This window comes from Aeoliella straminimaris (genome assembly GCF_024054565.1).
GTDB lineage: Bacteria > Planctomycetota > Planctomycetia > Pirellulales > Lacipirellulaceae > Aeoliella > Aeoliella straminimaris.
The window spans coordinates 1-18,914 of record NZ_JAMXLR010000037.1 but is presented as its reverse complement, the minus strand read 5'-3'; the positions used below and the strand labels follow the sequence as shown (position 1 = coordinate 18,914).

13 protein-coding genes are annotated in these 18,914 nt (G+C 56.0%); 8 read left to right on the top strand and 5 right to left on the bottom strand.

Annotated features, from left to right (window positions below):
- Positions 1–388: 388 nt before the first annotated feature.
- Positions 389–1,429 carry an IS110 family RNA-guided transposase gene (locus NG895_RS12120; protein ID WP_252852770.1) on the top strand — a complete coding sequence of 347 codons (1,041 nt, stop codon included), beginning with the start codon at positions 389–391 and terminating at the stop codon, positions 1,427–1,429.
- 1,183 nt (positions 1,430–2,612) lie between these two features.
- Here NG895_RS12120 and NG895_RS12115 read toward each other — a convergent pair.
- The 5 genes from NG895_RS12115 to NG895_RS12095 all read right to left on the bottom strand — a co-directional run bounded on the left by NG895_RS12115 (position 2,613) and on the right by NG895_RS12095 (position 10,362).
- Positions 2,613–3,521, bottom strand: a complete 909-nt coding sequence (locus tag NG895_RS12115) for an alpha/beta hydrolase (protein WP_252852769.1) — start codon at positions 3,519–3,521, stop codon at positions 2,613–2,615.
- Positions 3,518–7,147 (bottom strand): carbohydrate-binding protein, encoded by a 3,630-nt coding sequence (locus NG895_RS12110; RefSeq protein WP_252852768.1) that lies wholly within the window; start codon positions 7,145–7,147, stop codon positions 3,518–3,520. The genes NG895_RS12115 and NG895_RS12110 overlap by 4 nt, the downstream gene beginning before the upstream one ends.
- On the bottom strand, positions 7,144–7,776 hold the full coding sequence (locus tag NG895_RS12105; protein ID WP_252852767.1) for a hypothetical protein: 633 nt from the start codon (positions 7,774–7,776) through the stop codon (positions 7,144–7,146). The genes NG895_RS12110 and NG895_RS12105 overlap by 4 nt, the downstream gene beginning before the upstream one ends.
- A gap of 260 nt (positions 7,777–8,036) precedes the next feature.
- Positions 8,037–9,767 (bottom strand): FecR domain-containing protein, encoded by a 1,731-nt coding sequence (locus NG895_RS12100; protein WP_252852766.1) that lies wholly within the window; start codon positions 9,765–9,767, stop codon positions 8,037–8,039.
- A 79-nt stretch (positions 9,768–9,846) separates the two neighbouring features.
- Positions 9,847–10,362: a sigma-70 family RNA polymerase sigma factor gene (locus tag NG895_RS12095; RefSeq protein WP_261360807.1), complete on the bottom strand. Its 516-nt coding sequence runs from the start codon at positions 10,360–10,362 to the stop codon at positions 9,847–9,849.
- Between the two features lie 604 nt (positions 10,363–10,966).
- Between NG895_RS12095 and NG895_RS12090 the strand changes: the two genes are divergently transcribed.
- The 7 genes from NG895_RS12090 to NG895_RS12060 all read left to right on the top strand — a co-directional run bounded on the left by NG895_RS12090 (position 10,967) and on the right by NG895_RS12060 (position 18,735).
- Entirely contained in the window at positions 10,967–11,881 is a 915-nt protein-coding gene (locus NG895_RS12090) for a DUF1559 domain-containing protein (RefSeq protein ID WP_252852764.1), read from the top strand.
- Positions 11,871–12,344 (top strand): carboxypeptidase-like regulatory domain-containing protein, encoded by a 474-nt coding sequence (locus NG895_RS12085; RefSeq protein ID WP_252852763.1) that lies wholly within the window; start codon positions 11,871–11,873, stop codon positions 12,342–12,344. The genes NG895_RS12090 and NG895_RS12085 overlap by 11 nt, the downstream gene beginning before the upstream one ends.
- Positions 12,345–12,453: 109 nt before the next feature.
- Positions 12,454–14,334: a hypothetical protein gene (locus NG895_RS12080; RefSeq protein WP_252852762.1), complete on the top strand. Its 1,881-nt coding sequence runs from the start codon at positions 12,454–12,456 to the stop codon at positions 14,332–14,334.
- A gap of 156 nt (positions 14,335–14,490) precedes the next feature.
- On the top strand, positions 14,491–16,080 hold the full coding sequence (locus NG895_RS12075) for an SGNH/GDSL hydrolase family protein (RefSeq protein ID WP_252852761.1): 1,590 nt from the start codon (positions 14,491–14,493) through the stop codon (positions 16,078–16,080).
- Between the two features lie 94 nt (positions 16,081–16,174).
- Positions 16,175–16,765 (top strand): sigma-70 family RNA polymerase sigma factor, encoded by a 591-nt coding sequence (locus NG895_RS12070; RefSeq protein ID WP_252852760.1) that lies wholly within the window; start codon positions 16,175–16,177, stop codon positions 16,763–16,765.
- 229 nt (positions 16,766–16,994) lie between these two features.
- Positions 16,995–18,425, top strand: a complete 1,431-nt coding sequence (locus NG895_RS12065; protein ID WP_252852759.1) for an arylsulfatase — start codon at positions 16,995–16,997, stop codon at positions 18,423–18,425.
- On the top strand, positions 18,394–18,735 hold the full coding sequence (locus NG895_RS12060; protein ID WP_252852758.1) for an alpha-L-fucosidase: 342 nt from the start codon (positions 18,394–18,396) through the stop codon (positions 18,733–18,735). Before NG895_RS12065 ends, NG895_RS12060 begins: the two co-directional genes overlap by 32 nt.
- Positions 18,736–18,914: the final 179 nt, after the last annotated feature.

Sequence of the window (18,914 nt, the reverse complement as noted above, 5' to 3'; positions counted from 1 at the left end):
GAGGGGCTCAAGGCTATCTGCGGCGGTCTCTCCCGAAAAAAGAGACCGCTGCGCCCTAGGAGATCTGCTTGGAGCTGGCGGCCGATGCAACCGCCGCGCATTCCAGCGGCATGAAACTGCAAGCGGTGTCCGCCTAGATGCGACACCGCTGCACTTGCTAACTGACTCAGGACGGATACTCATCATGGCCTCGCGTGAGAGGCTGCTTTGCCCCTAAAAAGGATGAGGGTCGCACGGCGTAGTTGCGGCCCCGAACCCAGGGCCATCCTAGCGAGATTTCGCCGACATCGTGTCGGCGAGCGGGGGCTCATTGCCGCCCCCTGCACCCCGCTAGCCTTTCTCTGTGTTCCGTATGTTCATTGGACCTTTTAGCACGAGGAGAAGCCCGATGAGATTCTACGATCGGCAACACCAATTCTATTGTGGCGTGGATCTGCATACCAAGCGGATGTATCTGTGCATCCTCGACCAAGATGGGAACAAGCGGCTGCACCGAAATGTGCGAGCTAAGCCGCTTGACTTCCTGAGCGCCGTCAAGGACTTTCGCGACGATCTGGTCGTTGGCGTCGAGTGTATGTTCACGTGGTACTGGCTGGCCGATCTCTGCCAGGACGAGGGAATCGAGTTCCTCCTCGGCCACGCGCTGTACATGCGCGCCATCCATGGAGGCAAGAAGAAGGACGACAAGCTCGACAGCGAGAAGATCGCTCGCCTCATCCGCGGCGGAACGTTTCCCTTGAGCTACGTCTATCCCCGTGAGATGCGAGCCGCCCGCGACTTGGTCCGACGCAGGATGTTTCTTGTGCGACGCCGTAGCGAACTCTTGCAACATGTGCAGTTGGTCAACCAGCAGTACAACTATGAAGCGTTCGAGAAGACGTTGAAGTATCCAGGAAACCGCGACGTGCTCGATCGTTTTGAAGAAGACAGCGCGCGTATGACCGTGGAGGCCGACCTGCTGATGGTCGGTCATTACGATCGACTACTGAAGCAACTGGAGGCCAACTTGCTGCGCCAGGCCATTCGCCACGACCCCCAGTCGTGCTCGTTACTGCGAACGATTCCTGGCATCGGCAAGATTCTCTCCCTGGTGCTGCTGTACGAGATCCACACGATCGACCGATTTCCTAGCGTCGGAGACTTTCTGTCGTACGCCAGGCTGGTGACGCCGAAGCAAACCAGCGCCGGCAAGGTCACCGGGCAGGGCGGCGCCAAGATCGGCAACTCTCATCTGAAGTGGGCCTTCTCCGAGGCCGTGCTTTGGATGCTCCGTTACTGCGATGAGGCCAAAGCGTTTCTCAAGCGTAAGGAGAAGAAGCACGGCAAGTCGCGGGCCATGACGATGCTCTCGCGTAAGATCGCCCGGGCGGTGTTTTACATACTCAAGCGAAAGGAACCCTTTGATGCGGTAGCGTTCTTTGCCAGCTGACGCGGGGCCGGCGGTGGAGCCCGAAGGACGAACTCAGGTCTGGCGATGGGCGTTGCTCAAGAAACGCCCTACTCAGAACCTGCCCGGTCGGATTGGACCGCCGTCGGCGCCCGCACTGACTTCGATGCGAAAGGAGACGAGGGATTGGAAACGGCGTGATTGTCCCTGGACCGAGCCCGTGACGAACTGAGACTCCCGCGCTCACGACGGTGAGGACTCGTGGGATGAACTTCCGGTATGAATGGACGGCGACCAGGGAAACGATGAGCTTCTACGGCGTGACGCACGATCGACTGTGAACAGTCGCGAAAAACAGCACTGCGCCGTTCGCGTCACAGTCTCGGCCAACTTCACGTTGTCCGGGGCCGACCGTCTGATAGGGGTATGGTGCATCCGCCGGTCTTCGCCCGGCGCGATTAAGCCACACTTGGAAGCACACGCGCAATACGCAAGCGACTTCGATCCAGAGTCTTCTCGCCAGCCCCGTTCCCGCCGGGCGTTGGCTCGCCTCTGTGGATTCCGAGTCGCTCATGATTCACCGAGGCGAGTCAAAAAAGCCAGCGAAAATTCGGGACAAGGAGACTGCTCTCTCTTGACATCCGAGGCCATATAGGGGTTCGTCCTTGGTCAAGAACACAGCCGCTCCGAGGTCTCCGAAAGTTGCCGGTTGCGATCATTTTGACAACGCTTTTCGCTTCCCCGAATTTGCTGAGAAGTCTTCCGCCGCGAGACACCACCAGCAGTTCGCCAAAGTTCCAAACCGCCTCGGATAATGCAACCGATGGCAGGGTCGATCCAAGCGAAACCGGCCTCAGCGTGTCGGACCTGTGCAGGTTAGGCGTTGGGTGATTCGGCAGACGATGGATCGACTCGGGGCACAGCCGCTGGCCGCCTGACTCTGCTGAGCGTTGTCGAACTAACTACACTCATCGTGTTGCCAAGCTGCGGTCGACGAAAACCACCGCTACGCCGGAGACGGATTCGATTTGCGGGCGGCCAAAGTAGATTTCCCAGCGAATAAAGCCAAGCAATAGATGTATTGCAATTAGATTTAGGCTTCTGCGCAGAAGACTTTGGCCGCTTTGCTAGGTGTGGTCGTCGGGGCCCTAAATCGATAGAAGTTCGACCAGATCACTTTCAACTTGTCCTCATGCGGGGCGGCACTTCAGTTGCCCAAGAGGTGTCACTCTTTCAGAAAGCCTTGCACTTTCAGCCAGTTTTTCAAGGCTTCAGGCCATGCGGATGTGCCCGGGACGCCATGTGCCAGTCCAACCCCGTGGCCTCCCTTCTGATAGATGTGTAGTTCGGTTGGCACTTTTGCTCTGCGTAGCGCCCGATAGAACGCCACACTGTTCTCCGCCGGCACACCTCGGTCTTCGTCGGTGTGGAACAGAAAAGTCGGAGGGGTGTCAGGCTTTACCTGCTTCTCCGCAGAAAGGCTTCGGACAAGCTCTGACGGTGCCTCCTTTCCGATGAGGTTCCACTGCGAACCCCGGTGTGTAAATGGTTCGCCGAAGGCGATGACAGGATAGCACAGGGCCATGAAGTCGGGTCGAGAACTCATCCGTTCGATCGGATCGTCCGAGTTAGCTATTCCGCTATCGAAGTGAGTGCCCGCCGTGGCAGCTAAGTGCCCGCCGGCCGAAAAGCCGATGATACCAATCCGGTCTGGGGCGATCTCCAACTCCGTTGCACGAGAACGCACCGTGCGTATCGCGCGTTGAGCGTCTTGAAGTGGCGCGGGGTGCATGTAGCCCGTACCACTCATCCTGTATTCGAGCACAATGCCTGCCACGCCGAAGCTGCGTAACCATTCTCCGATGTCGTGACCGGTGCTATCAATTGCCAGGTACTTGTACCCTCCGCCGGGACAAACAACGATCGCGGTGCCGGTGGCCTCTTCAGGTGGAGGCAAATAGAAAGTCAGAGTTGGTTTGTCGCTGGGAGTATCCCCTTTGGCACCCGGCGCGCCTGCAGGCCAGAGTAGTTCGCGAGTCGGCTCGTCGGCCTTCGCCAAGTTAGACATGGAGAATGCGAAGCCCAGGACGTAAACCACGAGAATATGGAGGTGGCTGCAGTGGTATCGGATCATTGCAGCTCTCTCAAGACTTCAGGGGCCAATACACCGAGGGAGAAGAGCGAGTCGACGGAGTCCTCCCAAGCCCCACGGGGAGCCGTCGAAGTATGTGAACTGAGTTCGACAGTGTCTCGATCGGGAGGACTTGCGGGAGTGCGTGTATATTCGCTATCGCTAGTGGACTGTGAGTAGCCAGCGGTTTGGAGCGTCTCGAGCTTGGCGAGAGTTATCTGTTTCGTCGCCACCAGGTTCGAAGTTCGCCTTATGGCCGCCGTTTTTGCAGAGTATACGGAGTCCAGGCCAACTGCACCAAACACGCCATCCAAGATGTGAGTTTTCGGCGAGACATCTTCCACAACTCTGTTGACTACTGGTGCCGTGTGCAAGGGCGTCGCGTACGCAGTATCGAGAAATGCTGTGGACAGGCTCTTGCCAAACTGACGTTTCCAGACCTGATAGTCGGATGCGTCCGTTACACCGTCTCCATTTCCATCCGCAAGTGAGAAGGAGGCAGTAGTGGATCCGAGAGCATTCCGCCAAATGGTATAGTCCGCCAAGCCCACCGTCGAGTCACGGTTGTAGTCGCCCGGGAGTGCGGGTATCCCTGAGTCCTGGAATCGGACGACGCCAGCGGTCGGCGCGGTCCCATCGGGCGTTTGATACTCGAATCGCAACTCGGCCGATTCCAGCGCATTGGAAACCTCTCCGAGGTAGATCAGCTGCCCAGCGGCGAGTGTCACTTGGTTGCCGTCAGTCGACTCGCCAAGTCGGTGCCCCGTGACGTCGGACTCGTGCCAAACTTGGCCATTGTATTTCTGATCGGTGAGACTGATCCAAGCTGTGGGAAGCAGCGACGCAGCCGTATCGGAGATGACGTAACCGTTGAACGAGATCGGCTCGTCTGCACTGTTCAGCAGCACAGCTGCCCCGTTCGTCGGGTCGACGATGAGTTCTAAGCCAACCGGTTGAGCCTGTTGATAATTGTCGCCTGTGAGCGCCACGAAGTCCACATAACCAGCAAAGCTGGCTCCGCTGTTCTCGATGTATATTGTGGCGCTAGATGAGTTCGGACCGGTAACAAAGGAAAAACTATCCGAGGGCGTTTTCCAATCGACGCCCCCAATCTTAATGGAGGTTGTACTGCCGGTAGCATTGTAGTCGCTGACCCCAAGTGTAATGCTATCTTGGATGCCGCTGTTGAGTAGCCTCAGTCGGTCGAACTTGCCACTTGCACCACCGCTACCCAGAAACTGGACATAGAGATCGTGGACGCCTGTGACCGACGTAATATCGTCGCGGGACATGTACCATAGAAAATCGTGCGCAGGTACGTTGACGGTGCCGATCAGCTGGCCGGAATTTGGCGCGTCCAGCCAGAACGCGACTAACAGGCTGCTGTTGTTGTTGGCGCCAAGTTCGATGGTGTCGTAGAGCGGAACATTGTCGCCAAAGTCGACGTCGTCGAATCGAAGCCATTCACCGTAGTCTATATCGCCAATGTAAGTCTCTGTGCGATGAGTGCCTGTGGTGAAGCTACCAAACGCAGCGTCGTACTCCTCCAGTTGCAAGTCGCGCGCGAATCGGGTCTGTGCCGACACCTTGTACGTGGTGTTCGGCACTAATCCGTCGATGGTTTGCTCAACTCTATCGCCAGGCTGGAGTTCGAGCGAATAGTTGCCGAACAAGGCAAGACCATCGCGATGATAGTACCATGCGTTGCCCAGATAGGTCTCCGGATCGCCTGCAGTGACGGTCCATCCGCTGAGGTCTGCCTCGAAACCGGAATTAAGCACTCTATTGCTGTAAGCGACGGGTTGCCAGTCGTACGGTGGCGTCGGTGGATCGGCGAAGTTATGGCCGTATTCCCACATTGGCTGGCCCAACTCGAGTGCTCCCGCGTCGGGCGCAACGCCGCTAAAGCCATCCGTAACTCCCGGTATTTCCCGGCCAAGATCTATGGCGCCGGAGCTGCCGACCAGCCGAAAATCACCAGCGGCAGCGTTGACGAAGTTCGACGCGCTACTCGTGAAATAGTTGTTACTGATATCAACGGGGTCGGAGATCGACGAGAACGGCGTGGCAAAAGATGAGATGATGTTGTTGTAGAAGCGGGTGCCTGGCGCGGCATCGATGGTCGCGGGCCATAGGTAGGAAGTAATGTTGCCGTTGTTAAAGTGAGTGTTGTTGAACCACAGGACATGGCTCGGCGGAATGTAGATATTGCCACCTCGACTGGTGTTGTACGTTATGTTGTGATGGACTGCCACATCGGAGGAGTAGTGGTCGAAGTAGATGGTCCACGCCCCAGTATTTGAGATGTCGTGAATCACGTTGTGATGGATGATTGCATTGCCCAACGAACTGTTGGCAAAGTAGATCGCTGCGAGGTCGTCGGAGATACGGCCTACTTCGGAGATGTCGTTGTACTGGATTAAAGATCGAACGCCTCCAAACCCACCAATTGCGCCACGACCAACTTCGGTAATGGTGTTGTGGCTGATCAGCGTGTCTTCCGCGGCAATGTCTAGTCGAACCGCTCCGTAGTTCGTGTTGGCATAGCCGGTATGGTGGATGTAGTTGTTGACAATCTGGTTTCCTTTCCCAATGACATTGAAAGTGTACAACCAGATTTGCTCGAACTCGCTGTCGCGGATGATGTTGTAGTCGCCCGAGAGGTCGAGGGCCCTGTCTCCAGCAGTACCTTCAGGACCAAAGCCGCGGTCGGGAGCCACGACATGTGCCCCTTCGAGCAGGATGTGGCTGGACCCGTTCATGGCCAGGTCGCCACCCAGGAAGTTGATGCCTTTGATCTGAATGTGGTCGTGGCCATTTAGATCAAAACCTTCCTTGCGTATTTTGACCTCTACGTCGTAGTTGTCGGGATCCCCGCCGCCAGGTGCCCAGAAGTAGAGCGTGTTGGCCGCCTGATCGAAGTACCATTCTCCCGGGGCGTCGAGCGCGGCCAGATGATCGAAAATAAGGTACTTGGTGCCCTGGTTCGGGTTGTAGAAAAATGGCGAGTCCACGGTGAAGGTGCCCGTCGCGCCGTCGAAATCAAGGATTCTCCGAGTCTCAAGGGACCAGTAGGCAGTCTGAGCGTAGACAAATCCGCCGTTCCAGTAGTCATTCGGTAGACCCGCAAGCGAGCTGTCCCGGATGGTCGTGGTGGTGGCGCTGCTGATGGTGGCCCATTCGTTCTTATCCAACAGATTGACGCTGGGACCCTGATCGGACCAATGCGCTTCATGCATTAATTGGCCTTCGACGAACAAGCTCATGCTGTTACGCCCGCGGACCGACGAGCTGAAGCTCGTCTTGTAGATGTTGCCACTGTGCTGCGTCCAGCCGACAAGCGGCTCGGTGGTGCTTACTAGCACTTCCTCTCCGTTGTACGCCTCGAATACAATCGGCTCGGCTTCGGTTCCCGATCGAAGAACCTCCACCTGCTCGCGATAGACACCCTCGCGAATGTACACTGTGTCGCCAGGAGAGGCGAACAGCGCCGCACGATTGATCGTGGCAAATGGCTGTTCGAACGAACCTACCCTCTGGGTATCGCTTCCACTGTCCCCATCAACGTAATAGGTCGCTAGCAGATTACGGACCTCCAGTTTCTCGAGCGAAAGCCGCCTGGGCTTCATCTTGCCTCCTCGGGCAGCGCCACAACCGTCGCTCGGCGCACGTGTCTCCACACGAGGAAGCCAGCAGTTGCCGTCAGGCAGAAGGCCAGTGCAGCGGTTGGCGGTTCAGGAATTGTGAGGGCCTCGGAGATAGCGGGTGCCACGGCAGACGCCATCAACTGGTAGCCACCAAAGGTCCAATGAAACTGGTCCGTTTTCAATTCGAGGCGATTGACAGTTAGTCCGTACAAATCGACGGTGGGAATATGGTTTGCATCCATCACAATCTCGGCGTTCTCGTTGAACCAGATGATTGTTGGGTTGTTGACCGGGTCGAGTTGCTGAGTATCGCCGTCGACAGTCACATTGGTGGTAGTTGCCCAGATCAATCGATTGGATGCCGTCTTCAAGACATCAACATACTCTTGCATATCAGTTTGATGCTCAAGCGCAGTCGCCTGTGGACGGCCTGGCTGGAATCCATGCAGACCGGCGTCATTAAAATGAATCACATCGTAGGGACCGTAAGTATCGACGATGTCTTTCACCTGATCAGCGAGTGTGTTGGAAAGGAAGTTTGGAGTGCCGAAGTCGTCGACATTTGCCTCGCCCGCAAGCTGGTTGCGTACGCCACCGACGTAGCCGGCCATGACTGAATCACCTATCAAGAGCACTCGCGGTAGTGCGGGGTCCGGGTTTGGTGCTGGATGGAACCCGAATTGACCGCAAGCAAGATCCGAGTGATGCAAAAGTACCAGAGTCGATACACAGGTCAGCTTGAGTAGATTCAAAAATTGAGACATCGAGTTCCTCTTCACATTCCATAGACCTCACAACCCTTGCGAGCGCGTGATGATTCAAGCTCTGAGAAAACCAGCTAATTGTGGTAGGGATTGGGAGGTTGGACTCCCTAGAGATCGCCTGGATTAGCTTCAGCCTCAGCTTCGAAAGGCAAAGCGATGCCGTACTTTTCAGCAAGCGACTCGCTGAGCGTGGCGACCTCGGAGTTGTCGAGTGCTGCGTCGTAGATCATCACCTCAGCAATGTCGCCGCAGAACTGCCTTGAGGTTATGCCGTGTCTGCCGATGACTTTTCTTGAGGTGAGCTCGATAGGAGCAGGCGCGCTTGTGAACCCCACGGTTTGATTGTTGATCCAAAGCTCAGCATGATGCGTGTCGTAGTCATATACGTAAACCGCGACAAATGGCTCGCCCACCGAGGGGAGTTCTGTGATCTCCGCACGACTTGCACGGAGATCAGTTTCAACGCGTCCAGCATAGAGATGTTTGCTTCCTGCTGCGCCGACGAACCCGGTGTCTACCTCCCCGACAAATATCGGCGTTCCGGGGGGCCTGCCGCCTCCCCGATGGCCTACATACGCGTATGCGTTGACCGCAATGCGATCTGCAGAGCGGGCCGTCGCATTAATCTCTAACATATTCGGAGCGGAGAACCAGGCTGCGTTGATTTGGGGTGGGCCGTTGTAGCTTATGATCTGCGGGGCGTAGCGTGGGTCGTCAGGCTTCACTGGTGAGACACATCCCACAGACGCGACGAAAGCCACGGTCTGGCTGTTCCCCGAATGGAATGGTGTCGTGACCAAGAAGTCGTCTTGTCCATCGAAGTGCAGCACGGCGTGTCCATTAAAGCCATCTCCGACCACCCGCGGACGAGCCTCGGGAGACGCCTGCAGCGCGTTGTCCGGAATCGTATTCTCTTCGCACACCGCATCCCGCCAGACGCTCACACACTGTTGATCGTCGATCACCCAGTGCCCACAGGTCAGCCACAACAGAAGCGGCCGATTCACTGGCGGCTGGATGTCAGAGTAAGTATCATCCTCAACGTTCAGCATCTTTGCGAACGCGGCCTCATCGCTGACTAGCCGATGATATTGCTCGGAGTCGGGGCCGAAGCTGATCGCGTTGTTGGTGGTGACGAACAGGGACTCACCAACAATTTCGCCAGCGATGTTTCGCGAACGAGCGACAACTTCACCCGAAAATACGTGCACCTGGCTGGCACCCGACTTCTCGACACTCACTCCAAATTCGGTCCCAAGGTCGATGACCTCAGAAGTGGGCGTAACGACTGCGAAGCCAGTCGCCGACTTGGGCACCACTGCTGAGACGCGCCCCAGGCTCAGGTCCATCGCATTTTCACGCAAGGTGAATTGCGCGGGTCCCTCCACGATGGAAAGCACCCCGGTCTCGAAGCATAGCTGAACTGCTCCGCTAACTAAGTTCAGTTCTTGTCCAACCACAAACAGATGTCCGCTGGCATAGCTCGCCGTAGTTGTGTCCCAAACACAATCTCTTGTCTCGCTCAGGGTAGCTGCAAACACAGGCTTCCCCTCGCCCTTTCCAGCGTCAACGTCCCTATTGGTTACCCCCGTTCCCTGAGGCTCCACCGGCTCGTTCCATCGATAAGCGACCGCTAACAGCAGGCTGCACGCAATGGCAACCGCCAGGCCTCGTCGATACCACGCCGTACGAGCTGGCGTCTGGGGACTCGAGATCTCGCGCCCATCCGTTAGCCCCATTGCATACTGGGCTTGTTCAACACGAATAACCTGCCGAATGTCGATTTCGATACAAAGCAGCTCGACTAGCTTGTCGGCATTTGCCTCATCAGCAGCCACCCATTTCGACAGCTTACGAGCGTCCTCCTCGTTTAGTCGATCGTGATCGCTGAAGAAGTTATGAATAAAGCTGTCCATGCTACAAACCACTCCTTTTATCCATTGCCAGGCGACGTTTCACGCAGGCTGCCAAGTCTGTTCGGATGCGATGCAACGCGCAAGAGATCGCATTGGCCGTTGCCCCTAGTCGAGTGGCTATTTCCTGAACCTCAACCTCACCTTGGTAGCGCATTTCAAGCAAAGCCCGTTTTTGCGAATCCAGTGTCCCCAGACATAGCTCCAATGCTCGCAGGCGGTCTTGCCGGGGAGGCTCACGTCGCTCATACGCCGCGCCTAGCGCCTCGAGGGCCTCTTCATCGAAGATCACCCCATTCCGCTTTGCGGAGCGGAAGTGTTGCTTCATCACCCGCTTCGAAATCCCGATCGCCCAACCTTCGAAGGGTAGGTCACGATTGTATTGGTCAAACTTTGCAGCCACGACGCTGGCGACCTCCTGCAAGACATCTTCGGCAAGGTGCTCATCGCGGACTGATGCTCGGATAAACACTTGGAGCGATGGCTGCACTCTCAACCATAGCCGAGAGAGTTCCTGCATGCTATCAAGCGAACTCGACTGGCTGGTATCGGGGGGATTGTCCACGTCAACTCCACGGTTGTGAGCCAGTTCGAGGCAATCGTGGTAATGCCCCGTTCAGGTTTCCTGCCAACCTCTGCCGCTTGGTCGAACCGCTCGCAAGTCGGACTTGCGTTATACCGAATCGCGGACGACTTGTCGGCCTGCGATCCAGTATTGTCACTGAACGAGATTGTCGATCGGATATACCACGGCTAACTGTATTGAGAGCGGAAAGGCAAATCTGTCTGGCTTTTTTTGGATTTTCCGCAAGTACTAGCAAAGAAAAGCTATAAAGAATTCTGCTCGCAGCAACTTTGCAGCTCTGGCTTTACCGGCTCCTCAACCGCGCGTTCACGGCAACCCACCGTTTCTTGGATGAGGCAAAGGGGCATGCACAGCATTGCGGGTGGATCGTCGAGAAACTTTGACTTTTTCTGAAAGATCGGGCCGCCACATCCCAATGCACATAGGCGGTGTCTTCGGTGTCTCATCTGGTACTTCATCGTCGATCCGGGTGCACTCTACGATTCTTCTGTCTAGAAGGGATACTTACATGGTTCGGGCTACTCGGTCTGCATTTACCTTGGTCGAGCTACTGGTCGTTATTGCCATCATTGGCATTTTGGTGGCTCTTCTACTGCCAGCAGTACAGGCCGCGCGAGAAGCGGCGCGGCGATCACAGTGTCAGAACAATCTGAAGCAAAATGGGCTAGCAGCACTCAACTTTGAATCGGCTCGCGGGCACTTCCCTTCGGGCAGCGAGACCATCTTCCCTGAGCACTGCTCTAGTACCGGTGATTGTCGCGGTACTAGTTACGCTGTGCAAATGCTCCCCTATATGGAACAGGGTGTCATCCCGGACATCTTCGATTTCGATCAAGAGGGCGGAACACTCTCTTTGTGGGCTAATTCGGGTGACATCCTCGAGAACACGGAACTAAGCGTCTTCCGCTGTCCCAGCTTCTTCGATGACGTCAACCCGCCCGCCAGAAAAGACTACTTCGCAATCTGCGGCGGACGTTATCCCGAGGGGCCAGGCAACTCCGGAGAGGTGTTTTACGATGGCGTCTATTATCTGAACTCGAGAACCCGGATTAGCAAGATCACCGACGGGACTTCGAACACGATGGCGATCGGTGAAGCCATTCACTACGTGCTGCGCGGTTGGGGGCCAGGCAGCATGAAGCCTAGAGAGGGGGGACCTTCGCTTTGGTTCCTAGGAGGTAATTGCCAGGGCAATAGCGACAGGACCGATTGCTTTGGACTTACCGATTTCCACGGCCGCAGTCTACGCAACACAAAGCTTCCGATGAACTCTAAATTGCCCATCCTGAGGCACGAAAACGCAAATGACACCCCAATGGGCAGCGCCCACACGGGAGGCGCACAGTTTGCCTATTGCGATGGGCATGTCGATTTCCTGCAGGACGACATCGACATGGATGTCTATCAGGCACTGTCGACCCGAGCCGGAGGCGAAATCATTAATGAATTATAGATTGCAGAACGTCTCACGCTACTCACATCTGTTTTTGCGAGACATTGCCGTCATTACTGTTGCGATCACACTCCTGGCAGCCTCAGGCTGCGGCAGTGGCAGTTCTGCCGTGTCTGTCCGTGGGAAAGTCTCGCGAGACGGCAATCCGGTGACCGTCGGTCAGGTGATGTTTCATCCTTCCGAAGGTCGGGCGGCGCTCGGCGTTATTGATTCGGACGGGTCGTACGAAATGGAAGAAGTTCTGCCAGGTACCTATGTGGTAACTATCGAGTCGTACGAGGCCCTCGGCGACAAGCCGCAGTCGGGCTCGCTGGAAGATGAAATGCGAAATGGCATGGGGGGTGGCTCAGGACCACCCAAGATTGTGTGGCATCTGCCACAGGCGTTTGCGTCGAAAGACTCGACCACACTGAGTGCGGATGTCGAGTCCGGCAAGCCAAACGAAATCAACTTTGAACTGTAACAAATGCCTAGTGGCTGCTTTTCCACCGCTTAACTAATTTCTACTCTGAATTTCTCACCGTAGGAGATCACAGATGATTTATTGTCGAGCCTTAGAGACCCGAACAACTGTGCTTACATTGCTGGTTTTGCTGGCCGGGATCGGGGCTCCCGCCAACAGCCATGCACAGTTCGCGGAATGGACCGGCGCAACCGACAGCGACTGGAACACCGCCTCGAACTGGGTGAGCGCTATTCCAGTCGATTTTGACAGCGTGCTGATCGGCGTCAACTCGGCGGTTACGAATACCACAATCGATCTGGGCGGAACTACCTCGGCCAATCTGTACGGCGATCCTACTGTATTTAATAAGTACGGGTATTCCGATGCCTACATGGATGGGCGGGTTACGCCGCTACGTTTCGGAAACGTCGGAGGAGAGACCGAATATACGATTCAAAACGGCACCATCTTCACGGATGTCAGCGACAGTCTAGTATGGATTGGTGACGATCTAACCGTCAACTGGAATGTGAACAGTACCGGGTCCGGCGCGTTCATGCAGGTTGGAGCAAACTCGACGCTCAACATCGGACCAGGGGTGACATCAGAAGGAAGATTCTCCGTATACAACGGCGGTGCGAACGACACCTTGGCCACCGTCAATCTCAATGCGGAAAACTACGCAGTGAACCAACCTTGGATTATTGGTTCCGGCAACGCCGGCACCTCGTCTACTCTGCGTGCGGGTAAAAGCCTTGATCTGAATATCAACGCCGACCAAACCATCGGACAGTATATCATCGTGGGTCATACCTATGGCGAGGCGCTTTCAACAGTGATCATCCGCAACGGCGCCGAGGTTGTATGCACCAGCGGCGTGAACGTCGGTAACACGACCTATACGGACCCTCTGCTGACAGGATTTGAGGCGAAAATTCAAATTGGCGACGAAACATCGACTGGGTACTTGCAAGCGCACGGATTCCGGTTGCAGCTGGGGGGTGGCTCTTGGTCAGCAGGTTTCGGTTCTACCGGAATCGTCGACATTGTAAATGGCGAACTATTTTTAGACGATGGCAGCACGGTACCGCTTGGATTTGGTCGGTTTGAGCCGCAAGAAAAATCCACGGGTGTAATTAATGTGTACGCAAATGGCTTGCTTCGCACTCGCTCCAATTTTGAGGAACGAGTCATTGCAGATGCTGCGTTTACAGGGACCGGCATCATGAACTTCGACGGAGGAACTTTGCAGGTGGACGATGGAGGTGAGGTCGATGAGTTATCAAATCTAATCGGCGCCGGCGTGGAAGTAAACATCATGGATGGCGGCATGGTGTTCCAAATCAGTGCACCGAGTGCTGGCGTAACTCCAGGTGATTTCAACGGTGACACGACCGTCAACATTGCCGACTACACCGTATGGCGTAACAACCTCGGTGCTGACGAGTCCGAACTGTTTGCGGGCACAGGTGACAATTCAACCGTCGTCGACACCGGCGACTATGACTTGTGGAAGATGCACTTCGGTGAGACCGGCGGGGGTGCTGAGATAGTGGGGAGTGCCACGATCCAGGCCCCATTATTGGGCACGGGGACCGGTGGTCTAACCGTCCAAGGCGGGGGTGAATTGATCCTGAACGGCGCGAATACTTACGTCGGCGATACTATCATCGACGGGAGTACTCTGAGCATCGCTATTGCTTCCCTGGCCGACGGAGCCGATGTCGAGCTGCTGGGCGATGCGATTCTCGACCTCTCATTCGGTGGCACCGACACTGTCGATCAACTGCTGTTCGACGGTGTGGCCCAAGCCACGGGCACTTGGGGTGCACTTGGGTCGGGCGCCGACTTCGAAGACGCCCGCATCACCGGCAGCGGATTACTAATGGTAACCACCGCCGCGAACAGCCTGGCCTCGGTCACGGCGGTGCCTGAACCATCTACGGCAATCGGTGCGATTGTGCTGGCAGTCTCGCTGGTTGGATTTGGTCTGCGACGGCCCCAATGATTCACGAGTATGGGCAGCTCCCAGTCGCGGCAGTCGCCGGTGAGCATCCTCTGCTGCCGGCGACCGCGACTGGGGCAATAAATCGTTAAACAGGCGCAGTAGTACAAAGTAGGAGAGGCCTACCCGACTAGGCGACTGCCTTGAGTAACAACTCTTATGGGCTTCGTCCTGCGTCTGGTGGATCCACGAAAGGCTCGAATTGAGGTGATAGTAAACCGGACAGCTTTCTGCATCGCCGTATGTTGCGTGTGCCTGGCAGGCGAATTGCAAGCCCAGCAGAATAGGAATCAGGAGCCCACCGAGCTATCCAAGCCGGGACCGGGACAGAGTAGTACTGAGAGCAGTATCGATCGTCAGTACCAAGAATGGGTGGCGCGTCTGTCGCCCGAGCAACAGGCTTGGGAATTGGTACTGCAAGCCGAGCTGGGCACCTTCTATCTACCTCGCCACAAGAGCGACAAGGTCGCGGGCATATCGAATGCATGGGACTTCGTTGAAGACGATCCGGCCCTTCCCCGAATTCTTCTCATAGGCGACTCGATCTCGAGAGCCTACACGCTGACCGTGCGTGAGAAGCTAGCAGGGCGTGCCAACGTGCACCGCGCGCCCGCCAATTGCGGTCCCGTTAGCACCGGACTGGCGAAGCTGGATGTATGGTTAGGCGATGGTCAATGGGACGTGATTCACTTCAACTTCGGCATCCACAATCGGAACACGCCTGTCGACGAGTATTCGCAGCAGTTGGATCAGTTGGTTAGCCGCTTGAAGGAAACCGAGGCGTTGTTAGTATGGGCCACCACAACACCGATCCCTGATGACCCAGCGAACGGGATGAAGAACGGCTCCATTGTTTCGCTAAACGCCGCCGCAGCCAGGATTATGGCGAAGCATGACGTGAAAATCGACGATTTATACACGGCTATGGCTCCGCAGGTCGATTCGCTTCGACTGCCAAACGACGTGCACTACACCGAAGAGGGCAACGCATTGCTCGGGCGTTGCGTGTCAAAATACCTGCTACAGCTACCAGAGCTCGACGTCGACCAAGAATCTAGGGAGCCGGGTAGTACGTCCCAGACAGTGGAGAAGGACAAACGCCACCACTCCGTCAGCTCGCCGTGGGGGCTTAAGCTTGGCAAACCGAACGATACAGACCTTCCTCGAGTGCTTCTGATCGGCGATTCGATCATGAATGGATACCGTCATCAAGTAGCTTCAGAGCTTTCTGAGGAAGCGATAGTCGACGCTTGGGTAAACCCCCATTTCCAGTCAGAGAAGCTGAATGGACTCCTAAAGGATGTATTGAGTGGCAGAGAATACGAAGTAGTGCATTTCAATGTTGGACTGCATGGCTGGCAGGAGGGACGTATCGAGCCGGTCGACTTCAAACCTCTGACGCGCAGCTTGGTCGAAGTGATTCGAGAGAAACAGCCTAAAGCAAAACTGATCTGGGCCAGTAGCACCCCAATTACCGTTAAGGGCAAGCCCCTCGAGCTGGATCCAGTGGCCACTCCCAGAATCGTCCAGCACAACCGCCTGGCTGCAGAAGTAATGGTGGCAATGGGCGTCCCAATCAATGATTTCTATGGATTGCTTGCGGACAAGCTCCACCTCGCTCGGGGCGACATGTACCACTGGAATCGTCCTGCCTACAAGATGCTGGGCGACAAAGCGACACGGGCCATCCGTACGGCACTCGCCCAGCATCACCGCCAAGAAGTGTTGCCATCTCTCTCAGGCAACTAGAGTCAATCCATTCTTCGGCGGATGATTACCCTCGCATCGCCAATGCGTTTGCGTGAGGGGTAACGAAGAGGTGTGATTGCAGAGAGATGTGTAGATGAGTATTGCAAGCTTGGAGTTGTCGCAGCTTCACGTCAAGAGGCTACCGAGTGTCAGCACGCCTAAGGACAGAGCTGCCATCTTCGTAGGGCTGCTTCGGAAGAGCGACCGTCAGCTGGCTGCGTATGTTCACGCTTCGTTAGCCAACTGGAGTGATGCCGAGGACGTGCTGCAGCAGGTGAGAGCAAGCTTGTGGGAGCGATTCGATCGATTTGAGCTGGGAACCGATTTCAATGCTTGGGCATTCACGACTGCCCGGTACGCCATCCTAAATCATTTGTCCAACAAGTCACGAGATGGGCTTCAGCTTAAGCCGGAATTATTGGAGTCGCTTGCCGTTGATATGGCTCCCTTCCCGGCAGTGTGTGACATTCGGCTTGAGATTATGCCACAGTGTATTTCCAAGCTCAGCGAAGGGAACCGACATCTACTGACACTGTGCTACAACAGTGACTTTACGATAAAAGAAGTGGCAACATTGCTGAATCGCTCCACCAACGCAGTTTATCTGGCCGTGTCACGTGTGCGCCGCTGGCTCCGAAGATGCATTGAACACCGCCTCGCAGAAGTGCAACGAGAGGACGTGTGACCAGAACCAAAGGAGCCAAGAGTTGTTTGTGTAATACACAGCACTATACTGTCCAAGGAGGTTCATTTCATCTGCTTGTGTACCGCGAAACGAAAATCAGTAGAGACGGAGTCCGCGAGTCGGGGAGCGGTGAAGGATCGTCAGTCCAGATCGCGACGTGATCCTGGAGTGAAGTGATCTGCCATCTCTTGGACCGAGTAGCCTTCTTCCAGGAACTCCTATGCGAACCATGAGCACTAGACACCTCCCAGTATTACTGGCCTTCTCGAGTTGCTTTGCTAGTTGGTCACAAAGCCCCGCGGCAGAGTCAGCCTTCGGAAAGCGGCCGAACATCATACTCGTCATCACCGACGACCAGGGTTACTACGACCTTTCCTGCCATGGCAATCCTCACCTGTCCACTCCGAACCTGGACGAGTTGAGCACTCAGAGTCTCCGCTTCACTCGCTTCCAAGTGAGCCCAACCTGCGCTCCAACCAGGTCCGCGATCATGTCGGGGCGGGCGCCGTTCTATGTGGGGGTAACCCACACCATCAAGGAGCGGGAACGCATGAAACTCGGCGTGCCCACTTTGCCTGAAATGCTACGCGACGCCGGCTACGCCACGGCCATCTCCGGTAAGTGGCACCTGGGCGACGAGGATCGCTACCGCCCGGACAAGCGAGGGTTCGACGAGGTATTCATCCATGGTGCGGGAGGGATTGGACAGTCGTACGAAGGAAGCTGCGGCGACGCTCCGGGCAACAAGTACTTCGATCCCTACATTCTTCACAACAATAGGTTCGTGAAAACCGAGGGGTTCTGCACCGATATCTTCTTTAATCAGGCGATGGAGTGGATCGAGTCGAAGAAAGGCAAGCAGCCTTTCTTCGCGTACATCAGCACCAATGCACCGCATGCCCCCTACGTTGCCCCCGAAGCCAAAAAGAAGAAGTTCCTCGATGCAGGTTTCAACCGAGATACGGCCGGCTTTTACGGAATGATCGAGAACATCGATGACAATATGGGCCGTCTTATGACGAAGCTCGCCGAATGGGGAATCGAAGACGATACGTTGCTCATCTTCATGACGGACAATGGTCCTGCCGCGACTGCTTACAATGGCGATCACAAGGGGCGAAAGGGGAGCGTCGACGAGTGGGGCACCCGCGTATCCTGCTTCTGGCGGTGGCCTGGAGTCCTTGAACCGGGTACGGACGTAGATCGCATCGCCAATCACTACGATCTGTTGCCAACCTTCGCCGCCATCGTGGGTGGGCAGCCAAAGCAGCAGGATCAATTGCACGGCGTAAGTTTGGTGCCGCTGCTCAAAGATCCGGAAACCTCCTGGGAGGATCGTTTGCGTTTCTTCCACAAAGGCCGTTGGGCGAGGGGCCGAGCAGAACAATCCAGAAGTAATGGCTTCGCGGTTCGGAATCAACGATTTAGACTCGTCGGTCGAGACACCCTATACGATATGCAACAGGATCCTTCGCAGAAGAAGAATGTCGTCGCCGACCACCCTGAGATCGCGCAGCAGATGAACACCGCCTACGATCAGTGGTTCGATGGAGCACTCCCCAACATGGTCAATGAAAACGCCGACCTGACGGGCCAGAACACATTTCATCAGATGTTCTGGGATCAATTTGGCAAGGACGCCCCAACAGAAGCACAGTGAGAGTGTTGGAGGCATTAACAACCTGTCGCCCCGGCCGTGGCAGGTCGACACCACGGTCAACAAGGGCTGGTTCTACCTGCCGGGTATCCACGGCGTAAGAGATGTATTCGACGGTGCCGGAGACGCGGGCGGCGGTGGACCAGACCACGTCTCGCAAACCGGCGACGATCCAGTGCAACTCACCGGCGGCCAAATCATCGAAAACCTCTGCGACATCGTTAGCAAAAACGGCAACATGATGCTCAACGTCGGACCACGACCCGATGGCAGCCTGGACCAGTTGCTGTTCCGAAGGCTCCGCCCAAACTGAGGGTGGTGAGGAAGACCTCTTCCGCGACGGTATCAAATTGACGGCGCCCGCGAAGTGGGCAACTGGGCGTCAGACTGGCTCTACTCAATCGACCCATGAGGGCGTGTCCTGTGCGCGGAAATTATCTGCTGAGGTCGAAATCACCGCCCGCAGATACAAGCTTTGCTACGGCGCAGCGG